Origin of the sequence: Vibrio atypicus (genome assembly GCF_009811315.1) — a bacterium.
In the GTDB taxonomy this organism is placed as follows: Bacteria; Pseudomonadota; Gammaproteobacteria; order Enterobacterales; family Vibrionaceae; genus Vibrio; species Vibrio atypicus.
On the sequence record NZ_BLID01000005.1, the window covers coordinates 50062 to 65804 of the forward strand.

At 44.1% G+C, this 15743-nt stretch carries 11 protein-coding genes; 5 read left to right on the forward strand and 6 right to left on the reverse strand.

The genetic code is table 11. The features are described from left to right. Positions 1 to 72: 72 nt before the first annotated feature. On the reverse strand, positions 73 to 1977 hold the full coding sequence (locus tag GVO60_RS12010) for a PTS fructose transporter subunit IIABC (RefSeq protein ID WP_159654319.1): 1905 nt from the start codon (positions 1975 to 1977) through the stop codon (positions 73 to 75). A gap of 380 nt (positions 1978 to 2357) precedes the next feature. Between GVO60_RS12010 and GVO60_RS12015 the strand changes: the two genes are divergently transcribed. Beyond that, positions 2358 to 3197, forward strand: a complete 840-nt coding sequence (locus tag GVO60_RS12015; RefSeq protein WP_159654321.1) for a helix-turn-helix transcriptional regulator — start codon at positions 2358 to 2360, stop codon at positions 3195 to 3197. A gap of 17 nt (positions 3198 to 3214) precedes the next feature. Here the strand turns inward: GVO60_RS12015 and GVO60_RS12020 are convergent, their stop codons facing one another. Both GVO60_RS12020 and GVO60_RS12025 read right to left on the reverse strand, forming a co-directional pair. Next, positions 3215 to 3991: a PTS sugar transporter subunit IIA gene (locus tag GVO60_RS12020; RefSeq protein WP_159654323.1), complete on the reverse strand. Its 777-nt coding sequence runs from the start codon at positions 3989 to 3991 to the stop codon at positions 3215 to 3217. A gap of 12 nt (positions 3992 to 4003) precedes the next feature. Continuing rightward, positions 4004 to 4303 carry a PTS fructose transporter subunit IIB gene (locus tag GVO60_RS12025; protein WP_159654325.1) on the reverse strand — a complete coding sequence of 100 codons (300 nt, stop codon included), beginning with the start codon at positions 4301 to 4303 and terminating at the stop codon, positions 4004 to 4006. Between the two features lie 202 nt (positions 4304 to 4505). Here GVO60_RS12025 and GVO60_RS12030 point away from each other — a divergent pair, with 202 nt between their 5' ends. Beyond that, positions 4506 to 6374 (forward strand): fructose-specific PTS transporter subunit EIIC, encoded by a 1869-nt coding sequence (locus tag GVO60_RS12030; RefSeq protein ID WP_159654327.1) that lies wholly within the window; start codon positions 4506 to 4508, stop codon positions 6372 to 6374. A 92-nt stretch (positions 6375 to 6466) separates the two neighbouring features. Here the strand turns inward: GVO60_RS12030 and GVO60_RS12035 are convergent, their stop codons facing one another. Continuing rightward, positions 6467 to 7561: an HD-GYP domain-containing protein gene (locus GVO60_RS12035; RefSeq protein WP_159654329.1), complete on the reverse strand. Its 1095-nt coding sequence runs from the start codon at positions 7559 to 7561 to the stop codon at positions 6467 to 6469. Positions 7562 to 7663: 102 nt separating this feature from the next. Here GVO60_RS12035 and GVO60_RS12040 point away from each other — a divergent pair, with 102 nt between their 5' ends. Both GVO60_RS12040 and GVO60_RS12045 read left to right on the forward strand, forming a co-directional pair. After that, positions 7664 to 11617, forward strand: coding sequence for a hybrid sensor histidine kinase/response regulator (locus tag GVO60_RS12040; protein ID WP_159654331.1), 3954 nt, complete (start codon positions 7664 to 7666; stop codon positions 11615 to 11617). Positions 11618 to 11709: 92 nt separating this feature from the next. Next, positions 11710 to 13446, forward strand: coding sequence for a methyl-accepting chemotaxis protein (locus GVO60_RS12045; RefSeq protein ID WP_159654333.1), 1737 nt, complete (start codon positions 11710 to 11712; stop codon positions 13444 to 13446). 15 nt (positions 13447 to 13461) lie between these two features. Here GVO60_RS12045 and GVO60_RS12050 read toward each other — a convergent pair whose 3' ends face one another. Both GVO60_RS12050 and GVO60_RS12055 read right to left on the reverse strand, forming a co-directional pair. Then, positions 13462 to 13734 carry a DUF1496 domain-containing protein gene (locus GVO60_RS12050; protein WP_371862457.1) on the reverse strand — a complete coding sequence of 91 codons (273 nt, stop codon included), beginning with the start codon at positions 13732 to 13734 and terminating at the stop codon, positions 13462 to 13464. A 34-nt stretch (positions 13735 to 13768) separates the two neighbouring features. After that, a complete protein-coding gene (locus GVO60_RS12055) occupies positions 13769 to 14680 on the reverse strand; it encodes a 1-aminocyclopropane-1-carboxylate deaminase/D-cysteine desulfhydrase (protein ID WP_159654337.1) in 912 nt (303 codons plus the stop codon). 406 nt (positions 14681 to 15086) lie between these two features. On the opposite strand from GVO60_RS12055, the gene psrA reads away from it, so the two are divergent. Further along, a complete protein-coding gene (gene psrA / locus GVO60_RS12060) occupies positions 15087 to 15713 on the forward strand; it encodes a TetR family transcriptional repressor PsrA (protein ID WP_162596543.1) in 627 nt (208 codons plus the stop codon). Positions 15714 to 15743 lie beyond the last annotated feature (30 nt).

A 15743-nucleotide genomic window follows, 5' to 3' on the forward strand; every position in this document is an offset into this window, starting at 1 on the left:
GAAAGAAACATGGCTTGAGCCCACTCGCGTTGTTCGAATCGAAAGTGCTCAAGCCATTGAAGTAGAAAAGACTTAAGCAGCAGCGGTGGTTAGCTTGGCTTTACGTAGATTTTTAAGTGCGATACAAGTAACAGCCGTCACACCTGCACCTGATGCCATACATACAAGCGCAAGCAGCGGATAGTTCATCGCACCCAGTAGAGCCACAACAGGGCCACCGTGAGCAACGCTATTGGTGATGCCGAATGAGAACGCCATTACCGCAGCAGTCATTGAGCCAAGAACGTTGGCTGGGATAACTGACATTGGATCTTGAGCTGCGAAAGGAATCGCACCTTCAGAGATACCCACCAAGCCCATTGCACCGGCCGCTTTACCCGCTTCAATTTCAGAAGATTCGAAGAGATCAAACTTGCGGCCAACCACAGTTGCGATCGCCATGCCCAGTGGAGCTACAGGAATTGCACAGGCCATTGCGCCCATAAATTGAGTTTGACCGCTTGCAATCATGCCGACAGAGAACAGGAACGCGACTTTGTTGAATGGCCCACCCATATCAAAGCCAGCCATGCCACCCAGAACAATGCCAAGCAGAATAACGTTGCCAGTGCTCATACTAGTCAGTAGGGCTGTTAAGCTATCCATCAATCCTGCGATAGGTGCGCCAATAACAAAGATAAACAGACCCGCAATGAATAGAGAACCCGTGATCGGAGCGATCATGATAGGCACAAGTGGCTGAACAAATTTGTGGTAGTTAAATGAGGTAATCCATTTAACGAAGTAACCCACTAGCAAGCCCGCGATGATAGCGCCGATAAAGCCGGTACCAGCGTCAGCGCCGTAGAAAGAGCCGTTATTGGCAATCCAGCCGCCGATTAAGCCAGGGGTTAGAGCAGGGCGGTCAGCAATCGCGTAGGCAATGTAACCAGCCAGAATTGGGATCATCAGGGTAAAGGCAACCACACCCACTTCAAGGATTTGGTTCCACATGCTGCCAGCAGGAATGGCCATGCCTGATTCACTTGGCTCACCACCAATCGCGAGGGCAAGGGCAATCAATAGACCACCGGTGACGACAAATGGGATCATGTGAGACACGCCATTCATCAGATAGCGATACAAGTCTGAGCGTGCTTGTGATGCTTTGTCTGCGACAGATTGATTGGCATTGGACTGCTCTGCTTGATAGCTCGGAGCATTCAGCGCCTGTTGAATCAAACCTTGCGCATCACGGATTGGCGCTTTTACGTTCGTTTTGATAACGCGCTTACCCGCAAAACGTGCCATGTCGACTTGTTTGTCACACGCTACAACGATAGTGTCCGCACGTTTGATCTCTTCTTGAGTTGGGCTATTTTTAACCCCAATTGAACCATTGGTTTCGACTTTGATGTCGTAGCCTAATGCTGCGGCACCTTTCTCCAGCGCTTCTGCCGCTAAATAGGTGTGAGCAACACCCGCAGGGCAACCTGTTACCCCAATGATGAAGCCTTGCTTTTCAATGCTGGTATCGCTTTCTACAGCTTTAGGTTTTTCAAGTAATAGATTGAGCGCCGCTTGTTCAGAATTCGTATTCATGAAGTTGTCGATAAAACCTTCTTCAATCAGTTTTGAAGAGAGCTCTGCAAGTACTTCGATGTGATGATTATCGCCACCATCTGGGGAGGCAATCATAAAAAAGAGTTTTGATGGTTGGCCGTCATCTGCGCCGTAGTCGATCCCGTGTTTGTGAATACCAATCACCACAGCAGGTTTGATTACGGCAGTACTTTTGGCGTGAGGAAGGGCAATGCCCTCTTCGAAGCCGGTATTTCCTTGCGCTTCACGCGCTTGAATGTCAGCAAGAAACTGAGCTTTATCTGAAATTCGACCTTGTGCGTAAAGCACATCAATAAGCTCTTCAAACACCTCTTGCTTAGAAGTGGCATTGAGCGATAGCTTGATTAAATCTTGATTGATCAATGTTGTGATCATAATGAACCCCTATCTACGTTTTTATTTTGATAGAGGTATTCTGAAATCTATCACTAAGCATCTGTAGTGCAGAAAAAACGCATTTACTGGACGATTGTTGCGTCATAAATAGAGTGTGATTTTGATCGGTGACTCATGCTGTTATGGGTTGGTCTTGACACGATGTTGTGTTTTATAAGGCCTTTTGTTATTGGGGTTTCAGCAGTTTTACTGCACTTAAATTGAGCGTTGGCAAGTGTTTTGATAACTGGATATTTATCTCTTTTACTGGATTTTTGTAACCTAGATCCCGAATTGTGATTTTGCTCAATAGCGCTATGTTTCACTAAGGAGTATATCTACACGCGTAGTTTTATTGCTGCCTGCTAAGAGTTCGAAAAATGATATTTCATGACTTAATCTCCTCAGTACTTAATGAGCGAGAACCGTTTCATAACATCTGGTTTGCCGGTGATTTTCATACGCCTCCTGCGTTTAGCTATCAGGTGAATTTTCCGCGTCTGGAATTGGTGCTGGATGGGGAGTATGCCAATGAAATGGAGAGTCATGATCGCAAAGTTACCCAAGTTGTAGCAAAAGCTGGGGATGCGATTTTCATTCCCCCAAACTGTTGGAATAAACCGGATTGGGATACGAGCTGCTCAGTGCTGAGTATGTTGTTTGGTCGGCGACAATTGGGTTTGAGTTTAGTGAGTAAGCGTAAAGGTGAAGCGAGCTTTTATGATATTCAAAAGCACAGTATTCAAACTCGCTCTGGTTTCGCAATAGACAATATTCTAGAGGCGCTAAGCTCGCTAGCGAGAGAAAGCAATAAACAGCCGATGGACGAATTGTTGTTGCAAGCCTTACTTCAATACAGCAAAACCATGCTGGATGCGCCTGTCGAGAAATCACACAGCCGTGTTCAAGATTTGTATCAGGGGATCTGTATTTATATCCAAGAGAACTTTCATCGCCAAATTACTCGGGACAGTATCGCGACGCGCTTTAGTATTTCCTCTAATCACCTGTCTCGTTTGTTCCGTCAGCAGGGGCACATGACGTTGGCGGATTACATTACTTGGGTTCGTGTTGACCGGGCCAAATTCATGCTCAAGAAATACAACTTTAAGCTCAATGAAGTCTCTATTCGCTGTGGCTTTAAAGATGTGAACTATTTTTGCCGAGTGTTTAAGAACAAGACAGGGCGAACCCCAACAGAATATCGCGGTTCGATTTAATACTGTTGGTGCGCCGACTAAGGAAGCAAGCGAGACATGGAGTACATTAGCAGCGCCTGTAAATCGACGCTGCTTCGAGTGAGCAACAGTCGCTCTGATATTTGGTCACACAACAAATTACGGGTTAGGTTCGTTGCCGCAATAATCTGCTCTCGGTTCGGTTTAGCCGGCATCACCAGTGCTATTGCAATATGAACATCACCCATTTTTGAAGCCCAATCTATCGGAGTTTCACTGGTGATAACCGCGATTGAAATATGATCGATGTTATCAAACATGACGTGAGGGAGCGCAATACCCGGAGTAACACAGGTAGAAGAGCGCTCTTCGCGTTTTATGAAGGCTAAGATGAGTTCATCAGGATGCTTGGGATGGATTAACTGAGCTAAGCCTTTCAAGCATTCGAATTTAGTCAGTTCGGTATGAGCTTTAGCGTAATGCCACTGTGTTTCACTGGGTGGGCATAATTGTGGGAGGCGCTGGGCAAGTTGGCTAGAGAATTCATAGTTAATCTGCGAGCCAATCAAGGTGTAGTGCTCGGCAATAACGTCTTTAAGAACAAAGCAGGCAAGCTCCGCATCAATACCTATTGCGGTTATTTGGCATAGGTCGCCCTCTATCAAACCTGCTTGTAGCATGGCGATGGATTTAGTGAGTTCCGCACTTCGGTTCTGAGTAACGTTAATGATACGCAGGGTACATTTGAATTTTTTGGCTAACTGGCGAAGTGGCTGGGCAACAACAGCGCTGGCTTGGGCATCGTCTACGAGAAAAGTAAGTTGGTATTCATTCATAACAGTGCGTGGTTATCGGCCGTGAACGAGAAACACTTTATCGACGTTGAGCAACACCTCTTCGATAGAAATTCGAATTGCGTTAACCCCCTCAAAACGGGCGGCTTGGTCGATGTCAATATCAGAGACGATCAACACTTTATCGGCTTGCGCGATATCGTGTGAGGAGAGTGGGTTTTCAATTCCCATTGCTCCCTGAGTTTCGACTTTGATTTGCACATTATATTTTGGCGCAGCTTTAACAAGTGCATCGGCTGCCATATAGGTATGTGCAATGCCAGTTGGACAGGCAGTGACAGCAACAATTTTCACGGTGATTCTCGTAGAGTTATTTTTGCGGATATTAGCACAGCGTAAGAGGGTTGCATTGATTTACTCCTCGTATTTGAAAGACGTACGTCACAGTTTGTACTGGGTGTTACAATAATCCAGTTAATGGTTTTTTCGTCCTATATCTAAGGATAGTGGGGCTGGTTAATCTATGTTCGAGCGTGAACATTGCAAGGTAGAAACAATGGACATAACTAATCTAATTGGGCCGGAAACGATCTGTTTAGATCTTAAGGCAAAAACCAAAGATGAAGCGCTCGAAGAGTTAGTTGATTTGTTGGATTCAGCTGGGAAGTTGGCCAACAAAGAGCAGTTTCTTGCCGATTTATGGAAGCGAGAAGAGATCGGCAATACTGGGTTTGAAGACGGTATTGCGATTCCGCATGCGAAAAGTGACGCGGTCGCTTTGCCAGGTGTCGCGGTTGGTATCAGTAGAAGCGGCATTGACTATGGTGCAGAAGATGGCGAATTGTCGGATGTCTTCTTTATGTTGGCCTCTCCTGATGGCGGTGACCATCACCATATCGAAGTATTGGCGCAGCTCTCTACCAAATTAATTGAAGATGGCTTCATCAATAAGCTAAAAGAAGCAGAGGATATCGAACAGGCTCGAGTACTGCTCACCGATATTCCAGAATCCAATACGTATTCGTTTCAGAGTGATGTTTCTACCCAGTATGCAGAGCCAATTAGCCCGTGGAAGTTGCGTCTCGCCCATATTAAAGAGCACTTGCTGTTTGGTACGTCTCACATGATCCCTTTTATTGTAGCTGGCGGTGTGCTGCTCTCTTTATCGGTCATGATGTCGGGCCATGGTGGGGTTCCTGACTCAGGCATTTTGGCGGATATCGCTCAAATGGGTATTGCAGGTTTGACGCTATTTACAGCCATTTTAGGTGGCTATATTGCTTATTCGATTGCGGATAAACCGGGCTTAGCACCGGGGATGATCGGATCTTGGGTTGCAGTGAACCAATATAGCACTGGCTTTCTTGGTGCCATTGTCGTTGGATTCTTTGCCGGTTTTGTTGTCCATTTATTAAAGAAGATTAAGCTGCCAGAAAGCATGAGCTCATTAAGCTCAATATTTATCTATCCGCTCGTTGGTACTTTCGTTACTTGCGGCGCAGTGATGTGGGTGATTGGCTCTCCTATTGCAACTGCAATGTCGACTATCAATGAGTGGTTAACGGGCATGGCAGGCTCAGGCAAAGTGGCGCTGGGCACAGTGCTCGGTGCGATGACAGCCTTTGATATGGGCGGGCCAATTAACAAAGTGGCGACACTATTTGCCCAAACTCAAGTCAACACTCAGCCTTGGTTGATGGGTGGCGTGGGTATTGCGATTTGTACGCCTCCGTTAGGCTTGGCTTTGGCGACATTTTTATCACCCAAGAAGTTTAAACGTGATGAACGCGAGGCCGGAAAAGCAGCGGGAATTATGGGTATGATTGGTATTAGCGAAGGGGCGATCCCTTTTGCAGCTGCCGATCCAGCGCGCGTACTACCTGCGATTGTAGCGGGTGGCATCGTTGGTAATGTGATTGGTTTTATGTTCCACGTTCTCAATCATGCTCCATGGGGCGGTTGGATTGTGCTGCCTGTGGTCGATGGCAAGCTTGGTTACATTGTCGGCACATTGGCAGGTGCATTGACGACCGCATTCATCGTTATAGCACTTAAAAAAACTGTCACTGATGATGGCAAAGATGATCTGCTTTCTCGTTCATATCGCTCTGTCGAAGGAGAGGGAGAAGCTGATGTGCTTGCGGTGACGTCTTGCCCATCAGGCGTGGCGCATACGTTCCTTGCGGCGAAGTCGTTAGAAAAAGCGGCTTATTCGATGGGGATAAAAATTAAAGTGGAAACCCAAGGTGCGAACGGAATCACCAACCGAATATCTGAAGCCGATGTCGAAAAAGCGAGGATGGTGATACTGGCGCATGATGTGGCAATAAAAGAGCCTGAACGATTTAAAAATATAAAAGTGCTCGATGTGTGTACTAAAGACGCGATATTGAATGCGATTGAGTTACTGCATACGCGGCGTTAACAGAGTCCTTAAGTCAATAGTCTCCCCCCGACTATTATGCTCCTGGCTCCATCGTAAGGTGGAGCCTTTTTTATTGATGACGGGCATTGAAATCAATTATCAGAAAACTCACTGGCAATTTTTACAAAGAGTTCTTCTTGCGCAAGAAAAGCCTCGATCACTTCTGGATCAAAATGATGCCCATTCCCTTCAAGAATGATTGCTTTGGCCTTTTCATGACTCATTGGTTCTTTATAAACACGTTTACAAACAAGAGCATCATACACATCAGCGACGGCCATTAATCGTGCGCTAATAGGAATAGCTTCACCGGAATAACCGTTCGGGTAGCCAGAACCATCCCATTTTTCATGGTGGCCGTAAGCAATGTCTTTTGCGACATCGATTAGATCATTGTGTGCACCAGAGAGCTGCTCTGCTTTTTGGAGCGCTAACCGACCTAACTCAGCGTGAGATTTCATGATCTCAAACTCTTCTGTTGTGAGCTTTCCTGGTTTGAGCAAAATGGAATCTTCGATACCGACTTTACCAATATCATGCAGGGGTGCCGCTTTGAAAAAAGTATCAATGACTTTTGGCGTTAATTGTTCACTGTATTTTTTTGTCGTGGCTAAATGTTCCGCAAGTAGTTTGACATAGTGCTGAGTGCGTAAAATATGATTTCCTGTTTCAGGATCCCGAGTTTCCGCCAAGCTCGCCAATGCAAAAACTACCGCGTCTTGCATTCGGTCGAGTTCGCTAGAGCGTTTTAGTACTTCTTTTTCTAGGTAACCATTTTGATCACGCAAAAAGTCTTTCGAGAGTTTGTTTTGTAGATGTGTTTTTACCCTAGAACGAAGAAGAGGAATACTGACTGGTTTGTGAATATAGTCCGCAGCGCCTAACTCGAAGCCAAGTTTTTCATCCTCCTGAGAGCTTTTTCCGGTTAAAAACATCACAGGTATATGCCGGGTTGCTGGATTATTGGTGACGTGTCGAATCACGTCATATCCGGACATTTCTGGCATAACGACATCAAGAATAATTAGGTCGATACTAAACTTACTGAGTATATGTAAAGCCATTTCCCCAGATTTAGCGGCCTTAATTTGGTGTAGACCAGCGAGCCCCTGAGCCATAAAAGCGAGGTTGTCGGCCGAATCATCGACCAGTAACACTGTGCAATTGTCGAGTTTTTCTATTGGCATTTTTATCCTATCTAAACTTTTCGGCAAACTGTCAGCTAATAACTAAACTATAGACAAGCAACCTAAAAATTCACCTTTATGATTAACTAGAAGGCGCAATCTATGCCCTCGATTAGGATTTTGTTTACTGTTTTGTTTGTCGCGATGGGGCTTTGTTCGCTCGCGATGTTTAGTGTGACGCAGAAACTAACAGAATTGAGGGAAGAGAATCGTCACTACCAAGAGCAACTTTATCTGTTTTATCAATTGTCCCAAGAGTTGAAGCAAAGTTCGGATCATCTGACCAAATTTGCTCGGGCTTACAGTGTAACGGGTGACGAAAAGTGGGAAATCCTATTTAATCGCGTTCTTCAAGTTCGCAACGGGAAAGCGCCCCTTCCTCAAGGAAATGAGTATCAGTACTGGGATGTTGTGGTCAATTCAGGGTTGGATTTTAATTCGGAAAGCAACCAAACAAGCGTGCCGTTGCTTGAACGAATCCAGAATTCAGGTATTGATTCAATAGAGTATTTGGAACTGAAGAGCGCACTTCAGCTTTCCAACACTTTAGTTCAGCTTGAACGACAGGCTTTTTTAGCAATAAAAGGCTATCAAATCGATGAGTACGGACATGAGGTTTATGTTGGGAAAGTGGATTTAGAAAAAGCACAAGCACTGCTCTATGGCTCTTCTTACTTTTCAGAGAAAGAGAGGATCATGAGTGCTATCGGCGCTGCGCATGCTGCCATTTTAGAGCGTATCGAAGGAAGAATTGATCAGGTTACCGAGAGCGAAGGGCATTACGAAACGTTTAACAAAGCGATACTTGTCGTTTTACTTTCTTCTATCGCTATCTCTTTCATCTTGCTATGGCAGCTCTATATTAGCCCATTAAGCCGTTTACTTAATACGGTGGTGACGCAGGTAAAAGATCAAGATTACGCATTCACGATCACGCAGAAAGCCTACGCTGAGCTGCAAAAGTTTATTGATAGCTTAAACGTGGTTTTCCATCATATTTCGGAGCAACTCAATCACAATACCTTGGTTAAAGATTTTAATATTGTTCTTCGCACTAGCCAATCCACCCAAGTGCTTTGCCGAGAGGTCACTCAGTTTTTACTTCGTCAGTTTCCCCTACAAATGATCGCTATCTATATCTATCAGGATGGGCAACTAAAGCGTATCTCCGGCGCTGGTTTTAGTGAGTCAACGAATGATGTGATACGCGATCCTTCTTCTACTGAGATGGGCGTTTTGCTTTCTTGTCAGCCATACAATATGAGCAACTTAAGTGGCAAATACAGTTTGCTTATCAACGGCGCCTCTCTTGAACTCAATGAGATTTACTATTTTCCGCTTTGTGTGAATGGTCAACCTGTGGCCTTACTTGAACTTGGCACGACAGAGACTTTATCGCCTCAACAATATAAATGGTTAACTCAGATGCTCGATGATCTTTCGGTCAGCATTCAGTTGAGTCAAAACGTTGAGCTACAAAGAAAAGCGGAACAAAAGGTGTTAGAGCAATCACTACTCAATCAAGAGATCTTGAATGCAACGCCAAACCCGATGTATTGCCTATCACCTGACGGTGTTTACCTCACTGTTAACGCGAAGTTTTGCGACATGGTTGGAATGACCATGGATGAAATTGTGGGCAGCTCACCAAGTAAGATGTTTAGTAACAGCACAGCTCAAGTATTTACCACTGTTCATAATGAGTTGAGTGAGCAGCAAGGCAATCGAGATTATGAGCTATCGCTTTACGATAAGGCTGGAAAACTGCGAGAAATGCTGGTTTACGAAGCGTCATTTAATAACGTGAATGGCGTGGTGTCTGGCATTGTCGGTATTTTGCTTGATTTAACTGAACGTAAGCAGATGGAAAATGAATTACGTGATGCAAAAGATACGGCAGATGCGATGAGCCAAGCAAAAGGTGACTTCCTTGCGAACATGAGCCATGAGATTCGCACGCCAATGAACGCGATATTAGGCATGGCACATTTGGCTCTCAATACTGAACTAGACCCCACCCAGAGAAAGTATCTATCAAGAATCAATGAGTCAGCAAAGAACCTGTTAGGCATTATCAACGACATACTCGATTTCTCTAAGATAGAAGCGGGTAAGCTCTCAGTTGAGAGTATTGATTTCAATCTTGACGAAGTCTTTGAAAACATGACTAACGTCATCTCATTTAAAGCGCACGAGAAGGGCGTTGAGTTTTTGTTAGACATCGATCCTAAGGTACCGATTGGGCTCATTGGCGATCCATTACGATTAGGACAAATTCTGGTTAATCTGTGTGGGAATGCCGTTAAATTTACCGAAAAAGGAGAAATCGTTGTATCGGCATCCGTTGATGAACTGACTGATAAATCAGTGATACTGCGTTTTTCTGTAAGAGATACAGGTGCTGGTATCGCACCAGATAAGATGCAGAATTTGTTCAGTGCTTTTTCTCAAGCGGATAACAGTATTACCCGAGAGTTTGGTGGGACAGGGCTTGGGTTAAGTATCAGTAAACAGCTGGTGGAATTGATGGATGGTGGGATTACGGTCTCGAGTGCTGAAGGTATAGGTTCTACATTCTCGTTCACCATTCGTTGTGGTCTCCAAGAAGCAAAAATGCGTGATATTGCCGAATCTATTCCTTCATTGGCAGGCAATACAGCACTCGTCGTGGATGATAATGATTCTGCACGTAGCATTCTGGTTACGCTACTAACCGCGATGCATTTTAAAGCGAAAGCTGTGAGTAATGCTTATGAAGCTTTGGATGAGCTCAGTACCCAACATTTCGACATGTTGTTTGTAGATTGGACCATGCCCGGTATGAACGGTTTAGAGCTGCTTCAAAGAGCCGAAAAAGAGAGTTTGGTCCAAGACAGTAAGAAGTTTCTTGTCACAGCGTATGGGCGAGAGCTCTCTCTTATTGAAGCGAGCAATAAAATGGTTGATGGCTTAATTGTGAAGCCTGTCAATCCATCCAATTTGCTTGACGCCATTATGGATGCCTTCGGGATTGAACACTTAAGTAATCATCAAACTAGCGTGATAACAGAGCGTCCTTGTTTCGATCACCAAACGGTGTTGTTGGTGGAAGATAACGTCGTTAATCAGGAAGTGGCGCAGGGAATTCTTGAAGGCACCAACCTTAACATTATTGTTGCTAACCATGGTGAAGAAGCCATTTCACTTCTCAATTCGAACTCGGTAGATCTGGTTTTAATGGATATGCAAATGCCTGTTATGGATGGCATAACTGCGACTAAGGAAATCAGAAAAAATCCGCAGTGGGACTCTTTACCTATCATCGCTATGACAGCGAATGCGATGCAAAGTGATGTTGAGCATTGTGTTGCGTCCGGTATGAATGGACACATCGCAAAACCTATTAACGTATCGAACTTCTATCAAACACTTTCCACTTACCTAGCTTTGGCTGATGGCAAAGAAATGGCAAGCAACAAGCCGGTCATGCCTACAAATGAGAATGCCGATTACCCTGTACTTGAGGGGATAGATGTCGAACAAGCGATTTTCAATACAGGTGGTAGTGCTAAGTCATATTTTTCCATTTTTGAACGTTTCCTAGAGAGCCAAAAGGTAGATGGCCAAAGCATGCTCCAACTAGCTCGTAGCAAAGAGTGGGAAACACTGGGTCGAATGGCTCATACATTAAAAGGTGCATCCGCAAACCTTGGAATAGATTCTGTAGCGCGTTTGGCTCGTAAGATAGAAACGCAAATAGAAGAGCAAAGTGAGGGAGTCGTGGAGACTTGTCAGCAAATTCGTGACGTTGTCTCCCATTTAAATGATCAATTCACACGCTGGCAAAAACATCATCAGCAGGAATCGAAGCCCATCTGCCATGAATTGAAAGAGCTATACGAGCAGTTAGTTGAAAACGTGAATAACTATGATGTCAATGCGTTAGATGTGATTAAGCAAGTAAAACAGAGTGAGCTCTGGGATTCTGAGCAGGTCGAAACATTGATTAATCTAATAGAGAATTTTGAGTTTGAACAGGCAAAAGAGTTACTCGCTCAGTTGCCTAGGCCCCATTGATTTTGGGCATAAACAATAAGCGATAAAAATCGTAACGAGTATGAAATACAACGTCAATAATAGGCTTTCTTTATGGACAGAGGAAAGACAACATGAATATTAACAACACTATGAAATTGGTGTTTGTTGTAATTGGGCTCGGCATTATTATTAGTGTCGTAACCGTGTTACAGCTCAATGGTTTATTACAGCAAGTCGACCAAATGGCGAAAGTTCGTTATCAGTCTTATCAAGCGGCAGATGAATTGCGTCAAAGCTCTGATGATCTCACCCGATTAGGCCGTACTTATGTACTTACAGGTGACGAGAATTACGAAAAAATGTATATGGATATCTTGGCGATACGAAATGGTGATAAACCTCGCCCTCAAGAATACCACACCATTTATTGGGACTTGGTTTTGAACTATGGACAGAAGCCCAAACCAGACGGCCAACGAGTTTCGCTCCAATCTATGATGGAGAGTTTAGGCTTTTCTGATCAAGAGTTTCGCTTGTTAAAAGAAGCGCAAGGTAATTCAGATGCGCTTGTTAACATGGAAGTAAAAGCCATGAATGCAGTGAAAGGTCTCTATCCAGATAGTTCGGGTAATTACACTAAGCGCGGAGAGCCTGATTTTAAGATGGCAGCGGAGCTATTGCATAGTAAGCAATACCATCAAGAGAAAGCAAAAATAATGGCGCCAATTGATGAGTTCTTTCAAGCACTAGAAGCCCGGACTTCTTCTCAGTTTGATAGTGCGGCGCAAGATGTTAGAACAACGGTTTTGATTGGCAACATCTCTTTGATTGCCGTTTTTATTATTGCCATTGTTGGCTATGTAATTGTTAATCGTAAAGTGATGAAGCCGATTGATGAGATGGCGAAGACTTTAAAGCAAGTTGACGTAGACTCCGATCTTAGCTTGAGAGTAGAAGAAAACAATCACAACGAATTAGGTACCATCGGGACGACGATCAATAAAGTGCTTGTGAGTTATGCGACAACCATCAATAAGATTAACCAAGTTAACTCGACCATTTCTCAAATCTCGGAAGCGATCCAAGATATCACCCAACGTAACATTGATATGTCATCTCAACAGAACCAAGAGATGGAAATGGCAGCAACCGCAATGGAAGAGATGACTGCGGCACTTTCTAATGTCTCACAGAGTACTACCATGGCGGAAGAGTATGCAGGCAGTGCAGAAAAAGAAGCATCAACCAGCAAACAGGTCTTTGATAAGACAACTAATGAGTTTGGTCAACTGGAAGGCGAGTTCTCTAATACGGCAGATATCATTCAGCAACTTGCCGAAGAATCAAATAACGTGGGCAATGTTCTTGATGTAATCAAAGCGATTGCGGAACAAACAAACCTACTTGCTTTGAACGCTGCGATAGAAGCGGCAAGGGCAGGGGAACAAGGTCGTGGTTTTGCCGTGGTTGCTGATGAAGTACGCTCACTTGCTCAGCGGACACAAGACTCAACGGGCGAGATCGAAGGTATAGTTCAAACACTGCAAGAGAAAGCAAAACAATCAACAGTGACGATTCAAAGTAGTGCTGAAAAAATGCAGTCAACTCGTGAAAACATGGGAGTGGCGAATGATGCTCTGGGTACAATTCAAGGTTCTGCGGTCGAGATTCACAAACTCAACACCTCAATAGCCGCAGCGACAGAGGAGCAGTTAACCGTGAGTGATGAGATATCTGGCAATATCTCAAATATCAAAAATCTCTCGTCCGATATGAATGACGCCATCAATCAGTTGGAGCCGATTGTGGTCGATTTAAAACGTAACGTTGACGACTTGAACGGCGCGATAGAGCATATCCGCACATAGATAATTGGGCACGCATCATTTGTCCGGATGCGTGCTTATTTTCTTTTGTTCTTCATTGTCTAATTCTGCCCATTTGAGCTGGCCATTGCTTTCAAAATCATTGGCCGCTTGGCAGATTAGATAATGCTCACCCACCTGTAAAATAGCGCCCATTGAATAGGCTTGATCTTGGTAATAGCAGACTCTTTTAGCGAGTTGAGCTGTGTCTACACCGATACCAACGACCGCTTTGTTAGGAAGAGCAATCACTTTTTCCGCCATCACTTGGTGTGAACTTAAAAGGATCATGCAGGCAAAGAGAAATATACGCATAGCTACCTCATCATTCGATTTCTGCGCTTAACACACCATATTTTCGCTCATACCTAGGCAACATACTCTCGTTACCGAGCAAACCGCCTTGGTGAATGTATATCAGCGTTTTATCTTGATTATCAGGATACCAATATTGTAGACATTGCCACATCATAGGGTCGTAGAGAAGGTCAAATTCAATGTGAGTTTGCTCTTCCAATGCTAACCAAGTGAGATAATCTGGTTTATATAGCTTACCAAAATGATGCTTAGTCGGAAGTTCAAGTACGGTTGGAAAGCTGGTTTCTCCTAGATCAGCAAACTGTTGCTTCAGATACTCAGCGCCACCGACGACAGGGCAGGTAATTACTTCAATGCCATGCGGTGATAAATGTTTGTGTAGATAGAGTGCGGTCGTTCCGGTACCGGATGGCAGCGCAACCGTGAATGTTTGCCCCGCTTCAAACCGAGTCCAAGAAAGTATTTCTCGCGCCAGTTGAGCAATACCGTGTTCTGCATGCTCAAATCGTCCACCTTCAGGAACAACTAAACAATGCTCATTGGGCTGGCGAATTTGTTCAATGTATTGACTCGGATGCAGCTTTGGCTCGTTCACCACATGGATCTTTGCGCCTAAATCCAAAGCGGCACGATAATTACCTTTCGGGTTAGCAATTAGCCAATCTGGCATGTGGTCGACATAGAATTCAAACTGCCAACTTTTGATAGCCGCGAGAGCCGAAAGAGAAAACATGGCATTGGATTGCGCGCTGCCATAACTGATTAATGTTGTTATCTCGTGTAAAGGCTGCTCAAGCAGGGCCATAAATTTACGGGCTTTGTTGCCTGTAAAATGGCTATGAAGTTGATCATCGCGTTTAAGAAAAAACTCAATACCTTCAAATTGATGTTGAGTGATTGGAGTGTCAGCAAGCTTCATGAACATCAGCAATTAATAGGATTAAGCTCCATTTTAACCAAGTTGAGGTAAGGAGCCATATGATCGGGGTCATTAAGATAAAAAAAGCCCAGAGCAAAGGTGCTCTGGGCGGATACAAACATAGGAGTTAATAAGAAAAAGCAGCGTAAATTAGTAGCTTCAGTAAGAAAACAAGTTCGACGGCCTGTCAACTTAATTGGAATGCTCTGCTAACTACACTTATTCAGACTAGTCATTTTCAAAACAGTTCAATAAAAAGTGAAAAAAATTTAATTTTTCTTTCAGAGGGTTATCTGCACAATCATTACTCTGGTCAGACCAATGGCTAATTTTGTGATGTTAACGACTTGTTGATTATTTGTGTCGGGTGTATATTTCAAACAGTTGTTTAATACGAGTGATTGAAATGTCAGGCAGAAACAGTACCAAAGAAAAAATTCTTGATGTCGCCGAAGCTCTGTTTGCGGAGCATGGGTTTAACGATACTTCTCTACGTACTATCACAAGTAAAGCGGGTGTGAACTTGGCCTCTGTGAACTATCACTTTGGCGATAAGAAAACCTTGGTTCGTGCAGTATTGAACCGTTACTTAGAAGCTTTTATGCCTGCAGTACAAGATGCTTTGATCAACTTGAACCTTGGTGAAGGTTACGAAATGTCAGACGTGTTTGAATCATTGCGTGGCCCGTTACGTAACTTAAATGATGTCAGACCTAATGGTACTAGTCGTTTTATGTTGCTGATTGGCCGCGGCTACACCGATGTACAAGGCCACTTACGCTGGTTTATTACGACGCGTTACCAAGACACCTTGTCACTTTTTACAGAGTCGGTAATGAAAGCGAACCCTAAACTCACTCAAGAAGAGTTGTTTTGGCGACTACATTTCACTCTAGGCACTTGTGTCTTCACTATGGCATCTAGCCAAGCATTACTCGAAATAGCAGAAAACGATTACGGAAAGGCGATGGATGCGAAATCTGTCGTTGATCAACTGATTCCATTTTTAGCAGCAGGCGTCGCTGCGGAATAAATCTAACATTAATAAAAAACAAGAATATTG

Bases quoted from the DNA above. Each gene is read 5' to 3' on its own strand.
- GVO60_RS12030 (WP_159654327.1), top strand. From the start codon at position 4,506: ATGGACATAACTAATCTAATTGGGCCGGAAACGATCTGTTTAGATCTT.
- GVO60_RS12055 (WP_159654337.1), bottom strand. From the start codon at position 14,680: ATGAAGCTTGCTGACACTCCAATCACTCAACATCAATTTGAAGGTATT.
- GVO60_RS12040 (WP_159654331.1), top strand. From the start codon at position 7,664: ATGCCCTCGATTAGGATTTTGTTTACTGTTTTGTTTGTCGCGATGGGG.
- GVO60_RS12035 (WP_159654329.1), bottom strand. From the start codon at position 7,561: ATGCCAATAGAAAAACTCGACAATTGCACAGTGTTACTGGTCGATGAT.
- GVO60_RS12020 (WP_159654323.1), bottom strand. From the start codon at position 3,991: ATGAATGAATACCAACTTACTTTTCTCGTAGACGATGCCCAAGCCAGC.
- GVO60_RS12010 (WP_159654319.1), bottom strand. From the start codon at position 1,977: ATGATCACAACATTGATCAATCAAGATTTAATCAAGCTATCGCTCAAT.
- GVO60_RS12015 (WP_159654321.1), top strand. From the start codon at position 2,358: ATGATATTTCATGACTTAATCTCCTCAGTACTTAATGAGCGAGAACCG.
- GVO60_RS12045 (WP_159654333.1), top strand. From the start codon at position 11,710: ATGAATATTAACAACACTATGAAATTGGTGTTTGTTGTAATTGGGCTC.
- GVO60_RS12050 (WP_371862457.1), bottom strand. From the start codon at position 13,734: ATGATCCTTTTAAGTTCACACCAAGTGATGGCGGAAAAAGTGATTGCT.
- psrA (WP_162596543.1), top strand. From the start codon at position 15,087: ATGTCAGGCAGAAACAGTACCAAAGAAAAAATTCTTGATGTCGCCGAA.